Origin of the sequence: Kitasatospora sp. NPDC088160, from assembly GCF_044741445.1 — a bacterium.
In the GTDB taxonomy this organism is placed as follows: domain Bacteria; phylum Actinomycetota; class Actinomycetes; order Streptomycetales; family Streptomycetaceae; genus Kitasatospora.
The window spans coordinates 90,870-112,960 of the sequence record NZ_JBIUSS010000014.1 but is presented as its reverse complement, the minus strand read 5'-3'; the positions used below and the strand labels follow the sequence as shown (position 1 = coordinate 112,960).

22 protein-coding genes and 1 pseudogene are annotated in these 22,091 nt (G+C 74.1%); 12 read left to right on the top strand and 11 right to left on the bottom strand.

Annotation, left to right across the window (positions count from 1 at the left end; genetic code table 11):
- The first annotated feature begins 34 nt into the window (after positions 1–34).
- A complete protein-coding gene (locus ACIOGZ_RS22920) occupies positions 35–985 on the top strand; it encodes an ROK family protein (RefSeq protein ID WP_400803118.1) in 951 nt (316 codons plus the stop codon).
- 24 nt (positions 986–1,009) lie between these two features.
- Positions 1,010–2,269 carry a mannose-6-phosphate isomerase, class I gene (gene manA, locus ACIOGZ_RS22915; RefSeq protein WP_400803121.1) on the top strand — a complete coding sequence of 420 codons (1,260 nt, stop codon included), beginning with the start codon at positions 1,010–1,012 and terminating at the stop codon, positions 2,267–2,269.
- Here manA and ACIOGZ_RS22910 read toward each other — a convergent pair.
- The 6 genes from ACIOGZ_RS22910 to ACIOGZ_RS22885 form a co-directional block, all read right to left on the bottom strand.
- Positions 2,152–2,628: a DUF2267 domain-containing protein gene (locus ACIOGZ_RS22910; protein WP_079135401.1), complete on the bottom strand. Its 477-nt coding sequence runs from the start codon at positions 2,626–2,628 to the stop codon at positions 2,152–2,154. The genes manA and ACIOGZ_RS22910 overlap by 118 nt on opposite strands.
- Positions 2,629–2,978: 350 nt before the next feature.
- Positions 2,979–3,572, bottom strand: coding sequence for an acyl-CoA thioesterase (locus ACIOGZ_RS22905; RefSeq protein ID WP_400803125.1), 594 nt, complete (start codon positions 3,570–3,572; stop codon positions 2,979–2,981).
- Positions 3,569–3,868, bottom strand: coding sequence for a hypothetical protein (locus ACIOGZ_RS22900; protein ID WP_350880739.1), 300 nt, complete (start codon positions 3,866–3,868; stop codon positions 3,569–3,571). Before ACIOGZ_RS22900 ends, ACIOGZ_RS22905 begins: the two co-directional genes overlap by 4 nt.
- A gap of 288 nt (positions 3,869–4,156) precedes the next feature.
- Entirely contained in the window at positions 4,157–5,125 is a 969-nt protein-coding gene (locus ACIOGZ_RS22895; RefSeq protein WP_400803129.1) for a DUF6528 family protein, read from the bottom strand.
- Between the two features lie 193 nt (positions 5,126–5,318).
- Positions 5,319–6,707, bottom strand: a complete 1,389-nt coding sequence (locus tag ACIOGZ_RS22890) for an NAD(P)/FAD-dependent oxidoreductase (RefSeq protein WP_400987068.1) — start codon at positions 6,705–6,707, stop codon at positions 5,319–5,321.
- Between the two features lie 103 nt (positions 6,708–6,810).
- Entirely contained in the window at positions 6,811–7,287 is a 477-nt protein-coding gene (locus ACIOGZ_RS22885) for a flavoprotein (protein WP_400986989.1), read from the bottom strand.
- Positions 7,288–7,642: 355 nt separating this feature from the next.
- Here ACIOGZ_RS22885 and ACIOGZ_RS22880 point away from each other — a divergent pair, with 355 nt between their 5' ends.
- The 3 genes and pseudogenes from ACIOGZ_RS22880 to ACIOGZ_RS22870 all read left to right on the top strand — a co-directional run bounded on the left by ACIOGZ_RS22880 (position 7,643) and on the right by ACIOGZ_RS22870 (position 9,363).
- On the top strand, positions 7,643–7,999 hold the full coding sequence (locus ACIOGZ_RS22880) for a hypothetical protein (protein ID WP_363581790.1): 357 nt from the start codon (positions 7,643–7,645) through the stop codon (positions 7,997–7,999).
- Positions 8,000–8,155: 156 nt separating this feature from the next.
- Positions 8,156–8,872, top strand: a pseudogene (locus ACIOGZ_RS22875) (serine hydrolase domain-containing protein); the annotation flags it as partial.
- Complete coding sequence (locus tag ACIOGZ_RS22870; protein WP_400987066.1) at positions 8,788–9,363, top strand: serine hydrolase; 576 nt, start codon at positions 8,788–8,790, stop codon at positions 9,361–9,363. The pseudogene ACIOGZ_RS22875 and the gene ACIOGZ_RS22870, both read left to right, overlap by 85 nt.
- Positions 9,364–9,464: 101 nt before the next feature.
- Here the strand turns inward: ACIOGZ_RS22870 and ACIOGZ_RS22865 are convergent, their stop codons facing one another.
- Positions 9,465–9,950, bottom strand: a complete 486-nt coding sequence (locus ACIOGZ_RS22865; RefSeq protein WP_363581786.1) for a cysteine/serine endopeptidase inhibitor — start codon at positions 9,948–9,950, stop codon at positions 9,465–9,467.
- 261 nt (positions 9,951–10,211) lie between these two features.
- Here ACIOGZ_RS22865 and ACIOGZ_RS22860 point away from each other — a divergent pair, with 261 nt between their 5' ends.
- Positions 10,212–10,421 (top strand): hypothetical protein, encoded by a 210-nt coding sequence (locus ACIOGZ_RS22860; protein WP_363581784.1) that lies wholly within the window; start codon positions 10,212–10,214, stop codon positions 10,419–10,421.
- Positions 10,422–10,478: 57 nt separating this feature from the next.
- Here the strand turns inward: ACIOGZ_RS22860 and ACIOGZ_RS22855 are convergent, their stop codons facing one another.
- Positions 10,479–11,288, bottom strand: a complete 810-nt coding sequence (locus ACIOGZ_RS22855; protein WP_363581782.1) for an SMP-30/gluconolactonase/LRE family protein — start codon at positions 11,286–11,288, stop codon at positions 10,479–10,481.
- Positions 11,289–11,313: 25 nt separating this feature from the next.
- On the bottom strand, positions 11,314–11,628 hold the full coding sequence (locus ACIOGZ_RS22850; RefSeq protein ID WP_363628359.1) for an SDR family oxidoreductase: 315 nt from the start codon (positions 11,626–11,628) through the stop codon (positions 11,314–11,316).
- A gap of 585 nt (positions 11,629–12,213) precedes the next feature.
- Between ACIOGZ_RS22850 and ACIOGZ_RS22845 the strand changes: the two genes are divergently transcribed.
- From ACIOGZ_RS22845 to ACIOGZ_RS22830, 4 genes are all read left to right on the top strand, one after another.
- A complete protein-coding gene (locus ACIOGZ_RS22845) occupies positions 12,214–13,164 on the top strand; it encodes a TauD/TfdA dioxygenase family protein (RefSeq protein WP_400986987.1) in 951 nt (316 codons plus the stop codon).
- A gap of 115 nt (positions 13,165–13,279) precedes the next feature.
- Complete coding sequence (locus tag ACIOGZ_RS22840) at positions 13,280–14,575, top strand: ROK family protein (RefSeq protein ID WP_400986985.1); 1,296 nt, start codon at positions 13,280–13,282, stop codon at positions 14,573–14,575.
- Positions 14,576–15,189: 614 nt separating this feature from the next.
- Positions 15,190–15,843: a 4'-phosphopantetheinyl transferase superfamily protein gene (locus tag ACIOGZ_RS22835; RefSeq protein ID WP_363581774.1), complete on the top strand. Its 654-nt coding sequence runs from the start codon at positions 15,190–15,192 to the stop codon at positions 15,841–15,843.
- Positions 15,844–15,884: 41 nt separating this feature from the next.
- Positions 15,885–16,268 carry a barstar family protein gene (locus ACIOGZ_RS22830; RefSeq protein ID WP_063346419.1) on the top strand — a complete coding sequence of 128 codons (384 nt, stop codon included), beginning with the start codon at positions 15,885–15,887 and terminating at the stop codon, positions 16,266–16,268.
- Positions 16,269–16,317: 49 nt separating this feature from the next.
- Here the strand turns inward: ACIOGZ_RS22830 and ACIOGZ_RS22825 are convergent, their stop codons facing one another.
- On the bottom strand, positions 16,318–17,259 hold the full coding sequence (locus ACIOGZ_RS22825; protein WP_400986983.1) for a polysaccharide deacetylase family protein: 942 nt from the start codon (positions 17,257–17,259) through the stop codon (positions 16,318–16,320).
- A gap of 200 nt (positions 17,260–17,459) precedes the next feature.
- On the opposite strand from ACIOGZ_RS22825, the gene ACIOGZ_RS22820 reads away from it, so the two are divergent.
- Together ACIOGZ_RS22820 and ACIOGZ_RS22815 are read left to right on the top strand one after the other, a co-directional pair.
- The gene (locus tag ACIOGZ_RS22820; protein WP_400986981.1) at positions 17,460–19,046 is read left to right on the top strand and encodes a CehA/McbA family metallohydrolase; all 1,587 of its coding nucleotides are present in this window, start codon (positions 17,460–17,462) and stop codon (positions 19,044–19,046) included.
- A gap of 183 nt (positions 19,047–19,229) precedes the next feature.
- Positions 19,230–19,724, top strand: coding sequence for a hypothetical protein (locus ACIOGZ_RS22815; RefSeq protein WP_400986979.1), 495 nt, complete (start codon positions 19,230–19,232; stop codon positions 19,722–19,724).
- 44 nt (positions 19,725–19,768) lie between these two features.
- Here the strand turns inward: ACIOGZ_RS22815 and ACIOGZ_RS22810 are convergent, their stop codons facing one another.
- On the bottom strand, positions 19,769–21,820 hold the full coding sequence (locus ACIOGZ_RS22810) for a hypothetical protein (protein WP_363628263.1): 2,052 nt from the start codon (positions 21,818–21,820) through the stop codon (positions 19,769–19,771).
- Positions 21,821–22,091: the final 271 nt, after the last annotated feature.

Genomic DNA, 22,091 nt, shown 5'->3' with positions numbered 1-22,091 from the left:
CGCCCCCGCCCGAACCCGCCTGGAGCCCGCCGCGATGACCCTCACCCCGCCGCCCGCCGCCACCCCGCTGTTCGCCGCCGTGGACATCGGCGGCACCAAGATCGCCGGGGCGCTGGTCGACGGCCACGGGCGGCTGCGGCACCGGCACCAACTGCCCACCCCGGCCCGGGAGCCGGGCGCGGCCGTGCTCGCCGTCGTGCACGAGGTGCTGGACCGGCTCGCCCGCACCGCCGACTGGTCCGCCGTGACGGCCGTCGGGATCGGCAGCGCCGGCCCGGTCGACCTCGTCGCCGGCTCCGTCAGCCCCGTCAACATCCCCGGCTGGCTCGACTTCCCGCTGGTCGCCGAGGTCGCCGCGCACCCGGCGGTGGCCGCCCGGCGGCTGCCCGTCCAACTGGCCGGGGACGGCGTCGCGATGGCCGCCGCCGAGCACTGGCAGGGCGCCGCCCGGGGCACGGCCAACGCGCTGTGCCTGGTGGTGTCGACCGGGGTCGGCGCCGGGCTGGTGCTCGACGGCGCCGTCCGCCCCGGGCCCAGCGGCAACGCCGGCCACCTCGGCCACATCAGCGTCGACCTGGACGGCGAGCCCTGCCCGTGCGGCTCGCGCGGCTGCCTGGAGGGCCTCGCCAGCGGCACCGCCATCGCCCGCCGGGCCCTCGCCGAGGGCTGGCGCCCGGCCGGGGAGGACCGCTCGGCCCGGGCCGTCGCCGCCGACGCCGAGGCGGGCGACCCGGTCGCGCTCGCCTCCTTCGACCGCGCCGCCCAGGCCCTCGCCGCCGGGATCGCCGCCACCGCGGCCCTGGTCGACCTCGACCGGGTGGTGGTCGGCGGCGGCGTCGCCACCGCCGGCGACGTCCTGTTCGCACCGCTCGCCCGCCACCTCGACCGCTACGCCACGCTGTCCTACATCCGCGGCCTCGACGTCCGCCGCGCCGAACTCGGCACCGATGCCGGGCTGATCGGCGCGGCCGCGCTCTGCCGCTGACCCGAACCCCTCGGAGGCCGCGCCATGTCGCTCCCGCCCTTCGCCCTGCTCCACAACCCGGTCCGCCCGTACGCGTGGGGCTCGCCCACCGCCATCCCCGCGCTGACCGGCACCGCGCCGACCGGCGCCCCGCAGGCCGAACTGTGGATGGGCGCACACCCGTCGGCGCCCTCCGAGCTGCTGTCTCCGGACGGCACCGGCGGGCCGCAGCCGCTGGACGAACTCATCCAGCGGTACCCGAACGCCATGCTCGGGCCGGACACCGTGGGGCGGTTCGGCCCGACGCTGCCGTTCCTGTTCAAGGTGCTCGCCGCCGACCGGGCGCTCTCCCTCCAGGTCCACCCGACCCGGACCCAGGCGGCGGCCGGGTACGCGGCCGAGGAGGCTCGCGGCGTCCCGCTCGACGCACCCGAACGGGTCTTCAAGGACCCCGGGCACAAGCCCGAACTCATCTGCGCCCTCGGGGACTTCGAAGCACTGTGCGGCTTCCGCCCGGCCCCTGGAACGGCCCGGCTGCTGGACGCGCTCGCCGTCCCGCTGCTCGCCCCCTGGGCGGACGACCTGCGCGCGCACCCCGCCGCCGAGGCCCTGCCCGCGCTGCTGCGCCGGGTCCTGGCCGAGGACCGGCCGACCCGCACCCAACTCGGCGACGTCACCAGGGCGTTGCACCGGCTCGCGGCCGAGGGCGGCCCGTTCGCCGAGGCCTGCGCCGGCTACGCCCGCGCCGCCGCGCAGTACCCCGGCGACCCGGGCCTGATCGCCGCACTGCTGCTCAACCACGTCCGGCTCACGGCGGGCCAGGCCCTCTACCTGGACGCCGGGGTTCCGCACGCCTATCTCCGGGGCGTGGGCGTGGAGTTGATGGCCAACTCGGACAACGTGCTGCGCTGCGGGCTCACCCCCAAGCACGTCGACGTCGACGGCCTGCTGGCGGTCACGTCCTTCCGCGCCGATGAACCGCAGGTCCTCACGGCACTCCCAGGCGACCGATTCGAGGACGAATTCCCCTCCCCCGCCGAGGAGTTCAGGCTCTCCCGGCTGCGCCCCGGCCCGGCCGCCGTCCGCGCCGAGCTGCCCACCCCGCAGATCCTGCTGTGCGTCGAGGGCCGCGCCCGACTGCACGCCCCCGGCTTCGCGGACCTCGACCTCCCCCGGGGCGCGTCCGTCTACCTGCGGCCGGGCGCCGGACCGGTCGAGCTGACCGGCCGGGGTGCGGAGCTGTTCCGGGCCACCACCGGCGCGCCGGCCCAGGCCGGCACCGGGTGGCCGAACAGCAGATCGTAGCCGTCCGGGAGCTGCTCGACCACGCGGTCGACCAGTTCCCCCGGGGCCAGGTCGGCGAGGGTGCCGAGCACGGCCCCGATGTCCCACGGCCCGGTCGCCTCGGTCGCGCCGTCGATCCAGCCGACCACGCCGCGCACGAAGCGCTCGGCGGTCAGCGGTTCGGCGGCGGGCCCGGCATCGCGCAGCAGCGGGGCGTACGCCTCGGGCAGCGCGTCGGCGAGCTCGGCCCGTTCGGCCCCGACCAGGTGCTCACCGAGCAGCGCGAGCACGACCCGGATGGCGTGCTCCGCCTCCGCCTCGCTCGGGTACTCCCCACAGTCGACGACGCGGGCGCGGAAGTCCTCCGGGGAGATGGTCATCGCGTCCTCCTTCCGGTCGGCGGGAACCGGCTGCGCTCCGCCCGGAAGCCGGAGGCCGAGAGCCGCCGGCCCTCTCGCGGACGATCCCTGGCCCGGTGGCCCGGAGGCCCGGAGGCGGCGGACGGCTGGTGTGGCGGACGGCCCGTGGCGGACGGCTGGTGGCGGCGAGGTCCGGTCGGCTGCGCCGTCACGGCCCGTGACCGCCTGGGGTTCGCCGGTACCCGTGCTGCTCAGCGTACTGCGGCACGGCGGCACGGCGGCAGGGAGACCGGCCGGACGGATCGACGCCGTTGTCGATCACGCCGCCGGCCCGCGCCCTGCCCGGCGCGGGGCCACCAGGGGACCGGGTGTCAGGCCACCGACGCCCGACACCGTCTGCGGGTGCGGTGCGGCAGAGCGGCGCCCGAGCGGGCCGCCACGCGCTGCGGCGGAGGCGCCGTGACCGGCACGGCCGGTGCGGCGGGCACAGCGGGCACGGTGGACACAGCCGGCGCGGCCGGCGGGACCGCGACGGCCTGCACGGCATCCGGCATAAACGCCTCGAGAAAACGCCGCTCGTTCGAACTGAGTTTGCGCGAGCGGCCGGATTCACGGTCCCGCGCGACCACCACGGTCCTGGCCCGCATAAAGGTGAGCGGGTCACGGCAGACATTCACCACGACATGCGTGGAACTCCGCCCGATCCGTTCAACCGTCAACTGCACCGACAAGGGCTCGGGCCGGTGGTACAACTGCTCCAGGAAATCGATCTCGTGCCGCGCGATAATGAATCCGGACGGGAACAGGGCGTCCCGGACGGCGGTCTCGTGGTGGCAGAACATGTCGTAAATCCCCTCCTGGACGTAGCCGACCAGCCGGGCGTTGTTGATGTGCCCGTTCTCGTCGACGTCGCTCCACCGGGTGGGGCAGGACAGCACGTGCACGCCCGGGTGCAGCGCGCTCACTGCTGCGTCAGCCCGGCGCCGGTCGCGGCGGGGAGCAGTGCCCGGCGCAACCTCGCGTAGTAACCGGACTGTTCCGCCGCCATCCGGGCCGCCGTCCAACCCTCCTCGGCCGCTTCCGCGGCGACCTGGACGACCAGGCTGTCGAGCACCGCGTCGACCGACCGGCAGAGTTCGGCGACCGCCGCGAGGCGCTCGGTGACATCGGCGCCGACGGCCGCGCCCCGGGCCGGGAAAGCGGCCAGCGATTCCGCCGCGAGTTGCAGGTCGTCGACGGTGTCCGGCATTTTCTCCGGCATGTTTTCCGGCATCAAATTCGACACGTTTTTCTCCATGACTCATTCCGGCCATTACGGCCCGGTAACTAGTGTTCGAATACACCGAATCGGTGTCGGCCCCCCGACGCCTTCGACGCTATCCCAGCCGACACGGTCGACGGATGGTTTACGGACGGCGACGGGAAACTCACTCCTATTGGAGTAGTTTGGCGGGGTACACAATATGCCCCATCATCCGAATGCCGTCGGCAGAACGGGTGGCATCGCCGACCCGAACCCCGAAACCGACACCTGCACGTCGCGGATCTGCTACCAGCCTCCCCACCACCTCGCCTTGTAGAGATGCGTCCCGCGCAGCATCCGCGTCCCGTCCGGCCGGTGCAGGGTGATCACCGAGGTGCACCAGGAACACGGCCCGCTGTGGTCGGGGGCCACGGTCAGCAGCCGTCCGGTGCCGGGCTCGTCCCCGACGCTCTTCACGTCCCGGACGGCTGCGGGGTCGCCCAGCCGCACGGCGGTGAAGCGGTCGGCCGCCGGGTCGTACCGCCACAGGCCGGTCAGCGTGCTCACCCAGAACCGTCCGGGCTCGGCCAGCACCGGCGCGAGGTCGTGCCCGCCGTGGTCGGGCAGCGGCGTCGAGCGGACGGCGGTCAGGGTGGGCGCCGCCGGGGTGCCGCCCACCCGCAGCGCGGTCAGCACGTCGTCGCCGAGCACCCAGAGCAGGCCCGTCCGGCCGTCCCAGTGCACGCCGTGCGCGCCCGGGAGCGGGTAGCCTGCGTGGGCGGTGGCGCGCGGCCCCTGCGAGGCCGCGTACAGCCGCACCCACCCGCCGCCGCTCGCCGCGACCGCGACGTTGCCGTCCGGCAGCAGCTCGATGCTGTGCGGATTGGCCGCCCCGCCCAGGTCCGCCGCCCAGCGGGTCGCGCCGGTGGTGGTGTCCACGACGGCGGCCAGGCCGCCGGAGGCGGTGGTCAGCAGGTAGCGCCGGCCCTGCCGCACCCGGCTCTTCGCCTCGTCCGGATTCGTCCAGCTCCGCGCGGGCGTCAGGTCCGCGAGCCCGGCCGCCCGGTCGGCGCTCCAGCCCCACACGACCGGCAGCCGCCCCGGGCCCCGGTAGGCCATCAGCTCCTCGGCGCTCTGCAGCACCAGGACGCTACGGGACTCCTGGTCCACCACCACGACCGCCCACCCGGGCGACCTGGCCTGCGCGCCGGTCGCCGGCACGCAGAACAGCAGGACGCACAGAGCGCACAGGGCCACCAGCGTTCTCCTCAGCACGCCCCCACCGTGCTTGCTCCCGGGCCGCTTTGCACGGCGGAGCGTCCGAACGGCCGTGGCGAGCGCGGTGGCGGATCCGGGGTGGCGAATCCGCCACCGTGTTCGCCACCGTCCGGATCCGCCACCGTGCTCGCCACCGTCCGGATCCGCGCGGGCGCCCTCCCTCACGCCCGGACCCGCGCAGCCGCGTTCGCTACCTCCCGGAGACGACGTCCGCGACGCGGGCGATCGGCGAGGTGGTGGCCCGTCCGCCCGCCTCCTGGCGGTCCGCCGCGTGGTAGGCCGCGTACATCGCGTGCACCCCGATCCAGCGCAGCGGCTCGGGCTCCCAGCGGCGCACGGTGTGGCCCACCCAGGGCAGCCCGGTCAGCCCGGTGTCCCGCCCGAGGACCAGGTCGCGCAGGGTCCGGCCCGCCAGGTTCGTCGTGGTCACCCCGCTGCCGACGTACCCGCCCGCCCAGCCGAGGCCACTCGCACGGTCCAGCTCCACGGTGGCGCACCAGTCCCGGGGGACGCCGAGCACGCCCGCCCAGGCGTGGTCGATCCGGGCGCTCGCGGCCGCCGGGAAGAAGCGGTTCAGGATCTGCCGGAGCTGGCGCACGGTCTCCACCTGGGTGCCGCCGTCCGCATCCGTCCGCGAGCCGAACCGGTACGGCACGCCCCGGCCGCCCAGCGCGATCCGGTCGTCCACGGTGCGCTGCGCGTACATGTAGGCGTGCGCGAAGTCGCCCAGCACCTCGCGGCCCTGCCAGCCCGCGTCCGCCCAGAAGGCGGGCGGCAGCGGCTCGGTGGCGATCATCGCCGAGTTCATCGGCAGCCAGGTCCGCCGCTCGCCGCGCAGGCCGGCCGTGAACCCCTCGGTGGCGCGCAGCACGTACTCGGCGGTCACCGTGCCCTGCGGCGTCACCGCGCGCGGCCGGGCGAACGCGGTGCCCGGCAGGATCGCCGTCACCGCCGTCCCCTCGTGCACCGCCACCCCGAGGTCCCGCACCACCCGCGCCAACCCGCGTACCAGCTCGGCCGGTTGGATCCGCGCACCGTACGGCGTCCAGGTGCCGCCGAGGGCGCCCGCGACGGCGATCCGGTCGGCGGCCTCCTTGGCGCCCAGCAGCTCGACGCGGCCCTCGCCGTACGCCCGCTCGGCGGCGGCGAAAGCCTTGAGCCTCTCCAACTGGGCTCTGTTCCTGGCCACTTCGAGCACCCCGCCACGCACGATGTGCGCGTCGATCCGCTCGGCGGCGGCGACGTCCACGACCTCCCCGACCGCCTCGTCCATCGCCCGCTGCATCGCCGCCGCCGCACCCGGGCTGTACCGCTTCGCGAACGCGCCCCGGCCCGCGAAACCGTTGTACAGCCACCCGCCGTTGCGGCCCGAGGCGCCGTAGCCGCAGAACCGGCGTTCCAGCACCGCGATCCGCAGCGACGGCTCCGCCTTCTTCAGGTAGTACGCCGTCCACAGCCCGGTGTACCCGCCGCCGACGATGCACACGTCCACATCCGCGCTCCCGGGCAACGCCGGCCCCGGCTCCGGCAACCCGCTCGCCGCGTACCAGAACGACACCTCGCCGTTGACCGCCACCAGAACCTCCCACACCCGTCGCCGACCTGCCCGGACGCTACGCCGCACCGGTCACGCCGGAACACCCCCACACTGCCAAGATCCCCCCGCCCGGCCAGCCACCCTGTCAGACCGCCAGCAGCTCCAGCACCCGCGTCCAGCTGTACGCCCCCGGTGTGAACTCCGCGATCCGCACACCCATGCTCCGCAGCCTGGCCAGGCTCTCCCCGTACGCCGGATGCGCCGCCTGCGCCGCGCTCAGACAGGGCTGCACCGCCACCGGGACGCCCCACCCGTACGACTCGCAGAGGATGCCGAGCGCCAGGGTGTCCGAGATCCCCGCCGCCCACTTGTTGATCGTGTTGAACGTCGCCGGGGCGACCACGACCGCATCCGGATCCGGCAACGGCCGCGGATCCCCCGGCTTCCGCCAGGCCGAACGGATCGGATACCCCGTCCGCGCCACCAGCTCCTCCTCGTCGATGAACCCCATCGCCTGCGGAGTCGCCACCACGCCCACCTCCCACCCCCGCCCCTGCGCGGCGGATACCAACTCCCCCACCCCACCCGCGACTCCGGCCGCACACACCACGACGTAGAGCATCAATTTCGTCTCCCCGCTGTTCCTGTCACTGGCACATCACCGTCCCCCAGAGCGCGATCAGCATCATCACCCCGGCCACGGAGACCCCACACGCTAGCCACACCCGCACCGGGTCGGCGATCCCACTCTCACCCCTCACGGCCGCCCCACTACCAGGTCCGCATGCACGACCTTCCCGCACGGCTCGACCACGGCTCCCCGACGCCCCTTCGTCAGCTTGTGCACCAACGCCAGCCGCCGGTGGCACTCCTCGTCCTCCCCCGCAGCCATCAGTACCGGCAACGACAACCGGATCGCGGAGTTGCACGACCACATTACGGCGCTCCAGCGCGCCGCATGAGGAAAGGAACAGCTCATGACCGAGGACGGCAGGATCTTCCGGGAGGCGTGGATCGCCGGAGTGAAGCGGCACTTCCCCGGAGAGCCGAAGCCCGGCTGCATCGCCTCCTGGGAGGAGACCCCCGACTGGGAACGACCCTGCGCCGCAGCCGTGTTCGGGCAGGTTCGGGACTTCGTGGCCGTGAGCGGCGGGACGACCGTCAAGCTCTCCCGCGAGCAGAAGGGGCGCTTCGTCTCGCTCTGCTGGATCGCCCAGATCCACAAGCACATCGAGAGCCCCAAGCCCGGCTACGTCGCGGATTGGAACGACCTGCCCAAGTGGCAGCAGGAGACCGACGCCGACATCTTCGAGGCGATCGAGCGACTGGTTTAGGTAAGCCCCGGGTGTCCGCCCCTGCGGCGCGCAGGGGCGGACGCCATCACACAGCGCCGGCCGGATCGCCGTTCATACCCCGCAGGTCGTAGACCGTCAGGACCACGGCTCCGACCTGCCCTCCTCCTGCGCGCGGACGACCGCCGCCGGTGCCGCGTGGTGCCCTGGTGGTCCCGGGCGCGCCGGCCCGACGAGAGGAGACGCTCCGTGAACCCGTCCACCCCGTACAGGAATCGACCACTCCGGCTCAGCGCGGCGGCCGTCGCCGCGGGCGCCCTGCTGTTCGGCGTGACCGCCGCGCCGGCAGCCCAGGCGGCAGGCCCCCGAGCCGACCTCGTCCAACAGCGGCTCGACGCGCTGGTCCGGCAAGACGGTGTGCCCGGCGCGCTGGCCACCGTGCGGGACCGGAACGGGCGCACCCGCACCTACACGGCCGGGGTGGGCGATCTCGCCACTGGCGCGGCGGTGCCCGTGGACGGGCAGGTCCGGGCGGGCAGCAACACCAAGTCCTTCACGGCCGTCGTCGTCCTGCAACTCGTCGCCGAGGGCAAGGTCGATCTGGAGGCCTCCCTCGACACCTACCTGCCGGGCCTCGTCCGCGGCACCGGCGCCGACGGCAGCCGCATCGACGGGCGGAAGATCACCGTCCGCCAGATCCTCCAGCACACCAGCGGCCTGCCCGACTACACCCACTTCCTGCCCGACCAGAGCCTCTCCCAGTACCACGAGCCCCGCGACCTGCTCGACCTCGCGCTCGCCCAGAAGCCCGACTTCGAGCCCGGCAAGGGCTGGAAGTACTGCAACACGGGCTACCTGATCGCCGGTCTGATCATCCAGAAGGTCACCGGGCGGCCCGCCGGCGAGGAGATCACCCGGCGGGTCATCGACCGCATCGGCCTGCGCCACACGTACTTCCCCGCCCAGGGCGACATGACGGTGCACGAGCGCCACCCGCACGGCTACTTCACCGAGGAGCCCGGCGACCAACCGCTGGACGTCACCGAGCAGGACATGTCCTGGGCCTGGACGGCCGCGCCCTGGTGTCCACGAACAGCGACCTCAACCGCTTCTTCCGCGCCCTGCTCGGCGGCGAGCTGCTGGCCCCGGCCCAGCTCGCCCAGATGCAGGTCACCGTCCCCGCCGAGTACATGGGCCCCGGCGGCCGCTACGGGCTGGGCCTCGCCAGCCGCCCGCTGTCCTGCGGCGGTGTGTACTGGGGCCACGGCGGCACGCTCCCGGGCTACGTGACGCGCGGTGGTGTCACCGAGGACGGTCGCGCCGCCGACATCGCCGTCACCACCCTGCCCTCCGCCGACGTCAAGCAGCGCGTCGCCGACGCCGTGGACGCCGCGCTCTGCCGCTGAGGCGCTGAAACGCTGAAACACCCAGGCCCGGAAGCGGACCCCGGGCGACGGCCGTGCCCGCCCACGTGTCACGGGGCGGGCACGGCCGCTCATCCGCAGTCTCAGCCGATGGTGGAGCCGGTGACGGGCTCGGAGAGTTCGACGGTCCTGCCGTTCAGGCCGGCCTTGACGAACTGCCAGGTGAGGCCGTTGATGACGCCCTGGCCGAGCGGGGCCAGCTGGGCGAACGCGGGCTGGCTGAGGTCGAGGTGGCCGGCGTCACAGGAGGGGCACTTGTCCCGGACGGGGACGGTGACGGTCTTGCCCTGGTAGCTGACCTTGACCGAAATTCCTTGACACAGGGGGTCGTTGTTGGGGTTGGCGCTGGTCCACCAGGTGTGGGAGACCGCGACGAGCATCTGGTTGGAGGCGTTGATCTGGGTGCCGCAGGCGCCGTAGCCGGCGTCGTTGTAGTAGGTGGCCTTGCCGGCCATGGGCGTGTTGATCGGTATCGCCGCGCTGGCGGTGCCGGCGGTGAGGGCGATGAGGGCGGCGGCCGCGAGCGGGGCGCCCGCGAGGATCCTGAGGTTCTTGCTGATGGCGCGCATGGTTCCCTCCGGTTCTCTAGCCATGGGCATGACAGGTAGAAGTCGCCGAAGCCGCAAGGGGGTTCAGCGAGATCGCCCGATGCCCGTCCGAGTGAAGAGAACGTATGCGCCCGACGGCGGTATGGTCCAGACCGCCGCCATGTTGACATGAACACAAGGCAGGAATCTTTACCAATACGGCCGAAGGGGCGAAGATACGTGACCGCACCGCGCCGCAGGGTGTTGACAGGTCACCACGCCCACCCCCGGAGGCCCCGCCCCATGCGCACCGCACTCGCAGCCCTGCTCCTCGGCGCCGCCCTGATCCCGGCCGCCGCCGCACCCGCCAACGCCGTGTCCGCCAACGGCGCGCCCGCGCCCCGCGCGGTGAACCAGGGCTACAGCATCCCCGTCGGCGCCGTCACCGACCTCGGCGCGCTGCCGGTGCTCGGCAGCCTCGGGCTGGACTTCGCCCGCCTGCTCGGGCAGTAGGGTCGCGCCCCCTCGAACCCGGCGCCGCCAGACCCGGACCCCTCGCACCCGGACCCCTCACACCCGGACGCTGAACAGGCCGCCGGACAGCGCGTGTTGGTCGGACCGGGCGGACGTGATGTAGAGCGTCCGCCCGTCCGGCCCGCCGAAGGCGCAACTGGTGACGCGCGGCACCGGCAGCTCGACCGACGCCAGCACCTCGCCCTCGGGCGAGAGGCAGTGCACCGCCCAGCCGTCCCAGAACGCCACCCACAGGTTGCCGTCGGCGTCGAGCGTCATGCCGTCCGGGTGACCCGGCAGGTGGGAGACGTCGAGCGTGCGGATCCGCTCACCGAGGGGGCCGTGCTCGGGGTAGGGGTAGAGGGCGATGCGGCGCGTGGTGGTGTCGATGTGCCAGAGCCGGTCGGGCTCCGGCCAGGCGAGGCCGTTGGGGATGTCGAGCCCGCCGAGGATCGCCCGGACACCGCCGTCGCGCTCCAGCCGGTACAGCGATCCGGGCTCGCGCGGCTCCCCCCGCCCCATCGAGCCGGCGACCGGTCGGCCGTACGGGTCGGTCTTGCCGTCGTTCATCCGGCGGTCCGGGCGGTCGGCCTCGACGGCGGCGACCAGCGTGGTGCGGCCAGTGGCCGGATCGAACCGTTCGAAGCCGCGCTCGGTGGCGAGCATCAGCCCGCCGTCGCCGTACGGCATCAAGGTGCCGGGGGTGGCGTCGAGTTCGACCGAGCCGATCGCGCCCGAGGCCGGGTCCAGGGTGAGCACCCGCCGGTCGGGGATGCCGATCCAGCGCAGCAGCTGCGCGGACTGGTCCCACAGCGGGCCCTCGCCCAGCTCCAGGTACGGTGTGTCGGCGACCGGTTCGGCACGCACAGCGGGGCCCTCCTCGAACAAGGTGTCAGCGCAGCGGGGCTTCGGGCAGCATCGCGGTCGTTCCTCCGTCCACGGCGAGGCGGACACCACTGACGACCGAGGATTCCTCGGCCGCCAGGAAGCCGACCACCCGCGCGACCTCGGCCGCACTGCCGAACCGCCCCAGTGGGGACGACCGTAGCATCGCGGCGCTCGGCTGCGGATCCGCCCACACGCGCCGGTTGCGCTCCACCGGGACGAAGCCGGGAGCGACCGCCGCCCTGGCCCGCCCGGCGCCCGGGCCGGCCTCGGAGCACTCGCCCAGTCCGTACGCTCCGTCACCACCGGACAGTCGCGCCACCCGTCACGTGGTCCGCGCCGACGCGCGGGCGTGCAGCAGTTCCAGCACGGGCGCCGACCTCCCCTTCGCCAGGGCCCGAGGGCGCGCCCTCGGCCCGCTCCGAACTTACTTCCGCTCCGCAAGTTAGTAACCGCCGCGAGCCCGTCACAAGGTCGAACTCCCGCCCGCAGCACACCCGCCACCCCCGCGACATCCGCCGCAACACACCGCAACGCGGCGGCAACACCCGTTCCCAGAAGCCAAGTTGACGATTGACAGCGAGCCCCGCCCTTCAGCACGATGAGCGCCGAGCCCACTCGCGGCGAGCCGGAAGGAGGGCCGATGCACACCGCTGTCCGTTGCGCCCCGCGCCCGGCCACCGCCTGCTGCCCGCGCCGCTGTTGTCGCGGCGCGCTCGCCCTCTGACCGTCCGTCCCGCCGGACCGGCCTCCCTCCCGCACGCCCTGCCCCGCCGCTCGGCCTTGCCCCGCCTCGCCGCTCAGCCCCGCCTCGCCGCTCAGCCCTGCCCGGCCACCGGCACGCGGAGCGGCCCGGTGCCGCCATGCGTCACCCACCGTCACCATCTTCCCGTGAAGGGGAACCGTCATGACCACCGCCCTGACCGAACTCCGCCTCACCCCCGCCGCCGGCCGGATCGGCGCGATCGTGCACGACGTCCGCCTCGGCGGCGACCTGCCGGCTGAGACCGTGGCCGCCGTCGAGGCCGCCCTCCACCAGCACAAGGTGCTGTTCTTCCGCGGCCAGCAGCACCTGGACGACGCCGGACACGAGGCGTTCGCCCGCCTGTTGGGACAGCCGGTCGGCCACCCGACCGTCCCCAGCGCGGACGGCCGCTACATCTTCGAGCTGGACGCGACCAAGGGCGTGCGGGCCAACAACTGGCACACCGACGTCACCTTCGTGCCGTCCTACCCCAAGGCCTCGATCCTGCGCTCGCTGGAGCTGCCCCCGGCCGGTGGCAGCACGGTCTGGGCCAACACCGCGGCCGCCTACCAGGACCTGCCCGCACCGCTGAAAGCCCTGGCCGAGAGCCTGCGGGCCGTCCACACCAACGACTACGACTACGCCGCCCGGCTGGCCCTGCGCCCGGAGCTGGCGGACAACGCCGAGATCGCCCGGCTGTTCCGCGACGTCTTCGTCTCTACCGCCTTCAAGACCGAACACCCCGTCGTCCGGGTGCACCCGGTCACCGGGGAGAAGTCGCTGCTCCTGGGCGCGTTCGCGCAGCGCATCCAGGGCGTGTCGGGCGCCGACAGCCGGGCGCTGATCGACCTGTTCCAGCGCTACGTCGAACGGCTGGAGAACACCGTCCGCTGGGACTGGCAGATCGGCGACGTCGCGATCTGGGACAACCGGGCCACCCAGCACTACGCGGTCAACGACTACGGCGACGAGCCGCGCCTGGTCCGCCGGATCACCCTGGACGGCGACCTGCCGCTCGGCGTGGACGGCGCTCCGAGCCGTCTGCTGGAGCCGGCCGACCCGCCGCGGGTGGCCGGCCTGGTGCCCGCCGAGGAGCTCGAAACGGCCAACTGACTCGGCCGGGGCACGCGTTACCGCCGATCGTCCCGACCGGAGGAACGCGATACGACCGACCCGGCCGGGGAGGACCCGGCCGTCAACCGACCCAGAGGACCCGGGTACCGCCACCATGACCACCACCCTCGCCCGGCCGCCCGTCCGCACCGGGGACGACCGCCGGGACGCCAACGCCTCCGCCGTGCTGCGCACGGTGCTCGACCACGGGCCGATCGCCCGCAGCAGGGTCGCCGCTCTGACCGGGCTGAGCGCGTCGGCGGTCTCCCGGCAGGTGGTGGACCTGGTGCGGCTCGGACTGCTGCGCGAGCGCCGGGAGTTGGTGGGCGGGCGCGGCACCGGGGCGCTGGGCCGCCCGCAGCTGCCGGTGGACGTGGACACCGACCGGCTTGCCGTGGCCGGACTGCACATCGGCGTCCCGTACACCACCTTCGCACTGCTCGACCTGCGCGGGCAGGTGCTGTACCGGCAGGAGATCTCCAACCGGGGCCGGACCGGATTCGCCGTGCTGAAGCCGCTGCTGGAACGGCTGCCCCGGCTGATCGCCGCCCTGCGCGGCGGCCGGACGGTGGTCGGCCTGGGCGCCGTCACCGGCGGCGCCGTCGACCCGGAGCGTGGGCTGATGCTCCGTCACGGACCGTTGGGCTGGCTGGACATGCCGCTGCGGGAGCTGCTGGAGGACGCCACCGGCATGCCCGTCCAGGTGGACAACCACGCCCGGGCGCTCACCCAGGCGGAGATCCTGTTCGGCCACCCGGCCGCCCGGCGGAGCATGGTGCAGCTGTTCGTCGGTCATGTGGTGGACGCGGCGCTGGCGGTCGCGGGCACGGTCCATCAGGGCCCACCCTCGGCCACCGGCGACCTCGGCCACCTGCCGATCGCGGACCGGCTCGCGGACGGACAAGCGGACCAGCAAGTGGACCAACAAGCGGACGAGAGAGCGGACGAAGACGCGGACGACGCCGCACTCTGTCACTGCGGCCGCCGGGGCTGCCTCTCGGTCGCAGCCTCCGACACCACCCTGTTCGAAGCGGCTGCCGCCGAGGGGATCACCGCCAAGCCGGACCGCGCCCAGCTGATCGCCGCCGTCCAGCAGGGCGACCCCCGGGCGGACCGGCTGGTCCGCGAGCGGGCCCGGACCATCGGCCGCGCCCTCGCCCTGCTCGCGGACGTGGTCAACCCCGATCTGCTGGTGCTCACCGAGACCTTCGCCGTCCTCGACCCCGCCTATCTCGACGTCGTACGGGCCGAGTTCACCCTCCGCTCACACCTGCACCGGGACGCCGACCTGCTGATCGCCCAGCAGCGGGGCCCCGACGCGCTAGCCGTCGCCGCCGGCGCCCCGGTGCTCGGCGAGCTGTACGCCCGGCCCGTCCGGGCCCTCGCCGCGACGCCTGCCCGGCACCGCTAGCCCCCTCCCCAAAAGCCCTCGAAAGCCCCCCGCAGACCACCCCGCACACCGACCGGCCCGTCGACCCGCCCACCGACCCGCCGGCCGACCCCCGCCGCCGCGCCCCCTGCGCCGCCGACGACCGCGCCAACTGACCGCTGCAGCAGGCCTTCGACCAGTACTACGGCGTCCTGGAAGGCCTGACCGGCCTCTTCCCCCTGCCCGTCACCGGGGCCGCCACGACGGCGGCTGGGACGAACTGCGCCGCAGCCGCTTCGCCCGCCAACTCGCCGCCGGCCACTTCCCCGAGGGCACCCGCAGCTACTTCAGCCGCTTCCTCCACCACCCGAACCTGCCCGACGACTGGAACCCGGACGTCGAGCGCGAGATCGCGCTCATCGGCGGCCCGCAGAGCCTGGTGCGCTACCCGCGCAGCTGGGGCCTGGCCTCGGCCGGCCGCTGCGGTCGCTGGACGGCGCCGAGCAGTACCGCGAGTTGGCCTCAGTGGTCCCGGTGCTCCCGATGCTCCGGGTGGTCCCGGTGGATCTTCCCCGGAAGGCCCGCCGGGACCACCCCCACCCGGGTTAGGCTCGATCCGCGCGGCGGCCGTCCGCGCACCGACCGAGGGGGAGCGTGTGATCGGGGACCTGCTGCCGGACGCCGTCGTGACCGAGGTGTCCTACGACGACCCGCCGGAGGCCCGGCTGGAACCGGCCGAGGAGGCCGCCGTCGTCCAGGCGGTGGCCAAGCGCCGCCGAGAGTTCACCACCGTCCGCCACTGCGCCCGCACCGCCCTCACCCGCCTCGGCATCCCCTACCGCCCGCTGGTCCCCGGCCTGCGCGGCGCCCCGAGCTGGCCCGACGGCGTCGTCGGCAGCCTCACCCACTGCGAGGGCTTCCGAGCGGCGGCCGTCGCCCACTCCGGCGACCTCGCCTCGGTCGGCATCGACGCCGAGCCCGCCCTGCCGCTTCCGGACGACGTCCTGGACGTCATCGCGCTGCCCGAGGAGGGGAAGCGGATCGTCGAACTGCTCGCCGAACACCCCGGCACCCCGTGGGACCGCATCCTGTTCAGCGCCAAGGAATCCGTGTACAAGGCGTGGTTCCCGCTCACCGAGCAGTTCCTGGACTTCAGCGAGGCCGACCTGGTCCTCTCCCCCGACGGCTCCTTCACCGCCCGGCTGCTGGTCCCCGGCCCGAACGTCAACGGCCGCCGCATCGAGGGCTTCGAGGGCCGCTGGGCCGTCGGTGACGGCCTGCTCGCCACCGCCATCGCGGTCGCCCGGTAGTCCGGCGCACCGACGACCGCACTCGGCATATCCTCGACCCCGTGACCGTGACCTATGTGATAGCTGGCACCCGGATCCACACGCTGGACGACTTCTGGGACGTGGTCGGTGAGACCATCGGCAGCGACGGCTACTTCGGCCGGAACCTCGACGCCTTCGCCGACTGCCTGCGCGGCGGCTACGGCACCCCCGAGGACGGCGACTACCTGATCGAGTGGCGCGACCACGCGGTCTCCCGGCGCAACCTCGGCTACCCCGAGACGGTCCGCCAGCTGGAACTGCGGCTGGCCCACTGCCACCCCGCCAACCGCGAGCACGTCCGCGCCGACCTCGCCGCCGCCAGGGCCGGCAAGGGGCCGACGGTGTTCGACTGGCTGGTCCGGATCATCGAGGAGGAGCACCCGGGAGGCCTCCGACTGGCCTAACGCCGCAACGCGGTCCGCGCACGTCGCCGCAGCGCGGCACGCCCGCGCCTCACCGCATCACGTCCGACAGCCGGACGAAGCGCCGCCCCGCCGCCAGCAGCCCCGGCACCGCCGCCACCACCCCGGGGGCGGTACCGCCGCCCGGGTGGTTCATGTGGCAGATCACGATCGCCCCGGGCGGGGCCGCCGCGATCTCCTGCCGCACCTCGACGGCGCTGAGCGTCGCCCCGCCGTCGCCGTTCACGGTGAAGCCCGCGGCGCGTTCCCCCAGGTCGGCGACCACCCGGGCGGCGACGTCGTCGTAGTGCGCGGTGCCGGAGCGGAAGAAGCGCACCGGGCGGCCGAGCAGCCCGGCGAGCTTGTGCGCGTTGCCCGCGACCTCGTCGTACACCTCGCCGACGCCACCGGTGCCGGCGATGCCGTAGGCGGAGCGGCCGGTGACCGAGAGCGGGCGGTGGACGGTGCCGTGGTTGCCGATCTCGAAGAGCGGGTCGGCGGCGAGCTGCTCGAACACGTCCGGGTTGGCGTCGATCCAGCGGGCGTTCAGGAAGAGCGTGGCGGGGACGGAACGTTTCCGCAGGAAGTCGATCAGGTCGGCGTCGTACCCGTTCCCGCCGGGGCCGCCACAGGCGTCGAAGGTGAGCGCCATCGCGATCTCGCCGGCGGGCAGCTCGGTGATCACCCCGGTGACCTCCATCCCCCACTGCTTCGGCTCGGCGCCGCCGTACCGGGCGACCAGCTCGGCCCGGGTCGGCTCCGGGCGCCCGGGCGCAGCGGTCGGGGTGGTCGGGGTGGTCGGGGCGGGCGTCGGGGGCTCCGACGGCGTCGCCGCCGATATCGCCGAGGCCTCGGAGGCCTCGGCGGCCTCGGAAACCGAAGCGGAAGCCACCGAGGCCGCCGGGGCCGCCGCCCCGCCGCCCGCCGAGGGCCCGCACCCCGCCAGCGTGCTCCCGGCCACCGCCGCCAGCAGCGCCCGCCGACTCAGTGCCACACCCGTCTCCTCCGCGATGATCCGATCCGCTCGCTATGAATATGAACGGACTATTCGTCACCGCCCGCAACTCGCCGACCCGGCCGACGGCGACCCCCTTCACCGAGCCGCCCCCCGCCCGTGGGCCCCGGCTCACCCCTGATTCACCGCCACGGGTAAGGAGCCGAACGGACCCCGCCCGCCCTGCCCCGGAGGACCCGATGCCCGCCGACCACGACACCCCACGTCCCGCCCGTCGCGACCTCCTCCGCACCGGCCTCACCACCGGAGCCGCCGCCGCCCTCGGCCTGGCCGCGACCACCCCCGCCGCCGCCTCCGCACCCGACACACCCGGCGCACCCGGCACCCCCGGCACCGAGCGGACCCTCACCCTCACCGGCCACCTCCCCACCGGCTCCCCCGACTTCGTCCACCTCCCCGTCGAAGTCCCCGCCGGTGTCCGCGAGATCGCCGTCAGCTACGGCTACGACAAGCCCCCGGTCCCGGCCGGCACCCCCGGCAACTCCTGCGACATCGGCATCTTCGACGAACGCGGCACCGACCTCGGCGGCCCCGGGTTCCGCGGCTGGTCCGGCGGTTTCCGTACCGAGTTCAGCCTCGCCCGCGACACAGCGACCCCCGGCTACCTCCCCGGCCCGATCAACCCGGGCACCTGGCACCTCGCCCTCGGCCCCTACCAGATCGCGCCGCAGGGGCTGGACTACCACGTCCAGGTCACCCTCCGGTTCGGCGCCCCCGGGCCGGCGTTCACCCCGCACTACCCGTCCGAGCGGGCCCGCGGCCGCGGCCGCGCCTGGTACCGGGGCGACTGCCACCTGCACACCGTGCACTCCGACGGACGGCGCCTCCCGGAGGAGGTGGCCGCCGGAGCCCGCGCGGCCGGCCTCGACTTCATCGTCTCCACCGACCACAACACCAGTTCCTCGCACGCGGTCTGGGGCCCGCTGGCCGGCCCCGACCTGCTGATCATCCCGGGCGAGGAGATCACCACCCGCAACGGCCACTGGCTGGCCCTCGGCCTCGAAGCGGGCCAGTTCGTCGACTGGCGCTACCGCTCCCGCGACGAGGAGTACCCGCGCTTCGTCCGTCAGGTCCACCGCTCCGGCGGCCTGGTGGTGCCCGCGCACCCGTACTGCCCGTACGTCGCCTGCCAGTGGAAGTTCGGCTACGAGCAGGCCGACGGCGTCGAGGTGTGGAACGGGCCCTGGACGTACGACGACGAGTCCGCGGTCGACACCTGGGACGGCCGGCTCGCCGTCGCCCTGCGCGAGGGCCGTTCCTGGCTGCCCGCCCTGGGCAACAGCGACGCGCACAGCGCCCCGCAGGTCATCGGCTCCCCGCACAACGTCGTCCTGGCCGAGGACCTCACCCGGGACGCGATCCTCGACGGGCTGCGCGACGGGCGCAGCTGGCTCGCCGAATCCGCCTCCGTCCAGCTGGAGTTCACCGTCACCGGGCACGGCCGCCGGGCCGGCATCGGCGAGGAGCTGGCCGTCCCGGCGGACGCCCCGCTGGACGTCCGGCTCGCCGTCTCCGGCGTGCCCGGCGGGACGGTCCGCCTCCTCACCGACGAGGGCCAGCTGCACCAGGAGTCACTGCCCGCCGACGGCTCCGGCACGGTGGTCTGGCGCACGACGGCCTCGCTCGCCGCCTACGTCCGGGCCGAGGTCCGCCACCCGAAGCCGGACGGGTCGCCCGGCAAGGGCAACGCGATGGGCCCGGACCTCCCCTGGGGCCCGATGGCGGCCCTCACCAACCCGATCGTGCTGCGCGTCGAGGACCGCTGAGCGCCCCGGTGCAGGAGTGGGGACGACTCGGGGCACCGGCGTGGACTAGGTTGATCCCCGAAAGCACCAGTCGTAGGGACGAGGCGGTCGGCTGTCCGTATCCGGGCCGGCCGGCCCGTCCGCACTCCGACCGCCTCGCCCCGGCTACCCGTCCGTCCCCGGCCCGCGAAGGGATCAGCAGCTGTGAACCGTACGACCGTAGGTGGGCCGGAGCTCGGGGGCGGCCGGGGCGCCGGCGGCGTCCTCGTCCTCGTCGACCCGGCCGGGGCCGGCCAGAGCCCGGTCGCGAGCCGGCTCGCGGAGGAGCTGCACCCGAGCGTCCACCTGCGTGCGCACGACTTCCTGCGGGTCATCCGGCGCGGCCAGCTCCCGCCGCACCTCCCCGAGGCCGAGCGGCAGAACACCACCGCCCTCGCCGCAGCCGCGCAGGCCGCCTTCGCCTACGCGACCGGCGGCTACCAGGTCATCGTCGAGTGCCCGGCCGCCCCGCCCACCCTCGACACCTTCCGCCGCGAGAGCCGCACCACCGGCGCCGCCCTCCACCTCGTCGTCCTCCAGCCCACCCCGGGCGCCGTCCCCGGCCCGCACACCCTGGACACCAGCTCCCTCACCCCCGCCGGCGCCGCCGAGTCCATCCTCGCCGCCCTCACCCACCGCACCCACCTGCTCGGCTGGTGACCCCGCCGGGTGCCCGAGGCCCCGGCCCCGGGCACCCGGCCCCGCTACAGGACCGGCGCGGCGCCCCGCGTCAGGTCCTCGAAGACGTCCAACAGGTACCCGCTCACCAGGGAGCCGTCCAGGGCCAGCTTCGGGTTGACGACCAGGTTCGTGCCCCGCGTCATCGCCAGCCGGACGAAGCGGTCGAACTGCTCGTCGCTCAGGATCCCGGCCACCGTGAACTCGGGCAGCTCGACGCCGCTGCGCGCCCAGTTCCGCACGTAGGAGTCCAGCTCCAGCGGATCGGTGAGCAGTGTGATCACCCCGTCCACGACCACGGGGTCCCCGGTCTCCGCGTCCACCAGGTACGCCAGTGGCGCGTAGTACCGCCGGCAGTCCGAGTAGGCCTCCCCGATGGCCCGGGTGTACCGCACCGCCTTGGCCCGGACGCACGGGATCGGCTCCTCCCCTTGGCGGAGCAGCCTCGAGTAGGGGGCGAATCCGGAGCCGTCGGGCGTGTAGCACCAAGGATCCCCCGACCTCCGCGCGGCGGCGAAGTCCGCGTTCATCCGCTCGGCGCCCTCCGCCGCCCTCCGCTCCGAGCGCCGGGCCACCCGACCGCGGTCGGTGACGTAGTTCGCGCCGCCGTCCTCCAACGAGATCCGGACACACCAGCCGCCCCGGGAGAAGTCGTCGTACTCCGACTTCCAGGCGATGCGGGCGACCGGCAGCTGCGCCCTCGCGATCCCGCCGAACATCCACTGGCCGCCCTGGAGGGCGGCGATCCAGCCCGCGTAGTCGAAGTTGCGCAACCGCGGATTCTCCCGGAGGAGTTCGCCGTCCACCCCGCCGAGCACCCGGTCCGTCGGCCGCAGGCACTCCTCGTGCACCAGGCCGATGTCCTCGGGGCGGCCCTCCTCGTCGACCTCGATCAGCGGTGCGCCCGCCTCGGACACGGCGTCGCCGCAGTGCCGGCAGCCGAAGGCGTCCTCGACGCGTTCGGCGAGGTTCGCGCAGTGCTCCGCGTGCGCGCGGGCCGCCGGTGCGTCACTCGGGTCGTCCGTGAACGTGGCGGGGATCATGAGCACCCGCCGGTCCCGGTACTCCTCCGCACGGTTTTCGAGGTGCCTTTCCAGTCCCGCCCAGGTGGCCCACCGTCCGACGACCCTCCACCGCTCCCCCGGCGCCCACTCGACGTGCCCGTCCGCGAAGGTGACGCGCTTCGCCCCGGCCTCGTCGAACCTGCGGAAGTCCGCGATGACGAGTTCGTACCCCTCGAAGGAGGCCTCCGCGAGCACCACCTCCCGGCCGAACGCCAGCCCGGCCACCGTCTCCCGGTTCAGCAGCCCGCTCGCGCCGGGCCCCGGCGGCTCCGGGTGGTCCCGGACGTACTTGCCCATCCGCGCCCGCAGACCCTCGGCATCGATCGCGAGCCTGTCCCGTGCCAGCGACACCGCCAACGCGATCAGGCCGCCCCAGAGCAGCCGCGGTCCGATCGCCGACCGGACGCTGAGCATCAGCAGCGCGGCCGACTCCAGCGAACCGCCCTCCCGCACGTCCAGCGAGCTGACCCTGATCCGGGCCAGGATCTCCCGCAGCTCCACCGCCGTGATCGCGCGCCCGGTCGCCGTCTGGTAGTGCGCCCGGACAAGCCCCTCGGTCTTCTCCAGGACGTCCCGCTCGGCCCCGTTGAGCGGGAGCTCCGCGCTGCTCGACCGGCTCAGCCGCGCGGCCTCCGTCAACTTGCGCAGTTCCCTGCGCACCCGGGCGGACGCCTCGGTCGAGGTCGCCAGCAGATAGACGTCCCCGGGCCGGCTGTCCGTCACGTACTGCCGCACGAACTGGCCCAGCACCGACCCGAAGTCCGAGGTCGGCGCGGCCGACACGCTGATCGTGTTCTTGGCCTGGACGAAGTACCGCACCCCGGGCCCGACCAGCACGAGGTCGTCGATCTCGTCCTCCGTCTCGAACCGCAACTCCTCGACCCGGCCCGTGCCGTCGAGCCCCAGCAGGCTCAGATCGGCGAGGTCGCACAGCATGTGGCACATGGCGAGCGCCGCCACGCGCTGCTGGAAGTCGATGCCGGAATGCGCCGCGGCACCTCCGCTGTTCCCCAAGGAATCCCCTCTCCTGTTCAGACGTCCCGGTAACGGGCCGGTCGGCCCGCACGACACGCCCTGCGCCCCGGCGCCCCGTCGGCCGCCTCCCGCAGGAAGTCCGCGCGCCCGGTAGCCGCCCAGGGTAGTGCGGCGGTGTTCTGAGCCCCCCGGGCCACCTCCGCGCCCCTTTCCCGCCCCGGACCGGGGTCCATCACGTACCGTGTTCGGATCACCACCGGTTTGGGTACGTACCTCGGCGCGCCCGACGGGCGCCGAACACCGCGGAGCC

Coding starts and splice junctions, on each gene's coding strand:
- ACIOGZ_RS22920 (WP_400803118.1), top strand. CDS start 35: ATGACCCTCACCCCGCCGCCCGCCGCCACCCCGCTGTTCGCCGCCGTG.
- manA (WP_400803121.1), top strand. CDS start 1,010: ATGTCGCTCCCGCCCTTCGCCCTGCTCCACAACCCGGTCCGCCCGTAC.
- ACIOGZ_RS22910 (WP_079135401.1), bottom strand. CDS start 2,628: ATGACCATCTCCCCGGAGGACTTCCGCGCCCGCGTCGTCGACTGTGGG.
- ACIOGZ_RS22900 (WP_350880739.1), bottom strand. CDS start 3,868: ATGCCGGAGAAAATGCCGGACACCGTCGACGACCTGCAACTCGCGGCG.
- ACIOGZ_RS22885 (WP_400986989.1), bottom strand. CDS start 7,287: ATGCTCTACGTCGTGGTGTGTGCGGCCGGAGTCGCGGGTGGGGTGGGG.
- ACIOGZ_RS22880 (WP_363581790.1), top strand. CDS start 7,643: ATGACCGAGGACGGCAGGATCTTCCGGGAGGCGTGGATCGCCGGAGTG.
- ACIOGZ_RS22865 (WP_363581786.1), bottom strand. CDS start 9,950: ATGCGCGCCATCAGCAAGAACCTCAGGATCCTCGCGGGCGCCCCGCTC.
- ACIOGZ_RS22860 (WP_363581784.1), top strand. CDS start 10,212: ATGCGCACCGCACTCGCAGCCCTGCTCCTCGGCGCCGCCCTGATCCCG.
- ACIOGZ_RS22845 (WP_400986987.1), top strand. CDS start 12,214: ATGACCACCGCCCTGACCGAACTCCGCCTCACCCCCGCCGCCGGCCGG.
- ACIOGZ_RS22840 (WP_400986985.1), top strand. CDS start 13,280: ATGACCACCACCCTCGCCCGGCCGCCCGTCCGCACCGGGGACGACCGC.
- ACIOGZ_RS22820 (WP_400986981.1), top strand. CDS start 17,460: ATGCCCGCCGACCACGACACCCCACGTCCCGCCCGTCGCGACCTCCTC.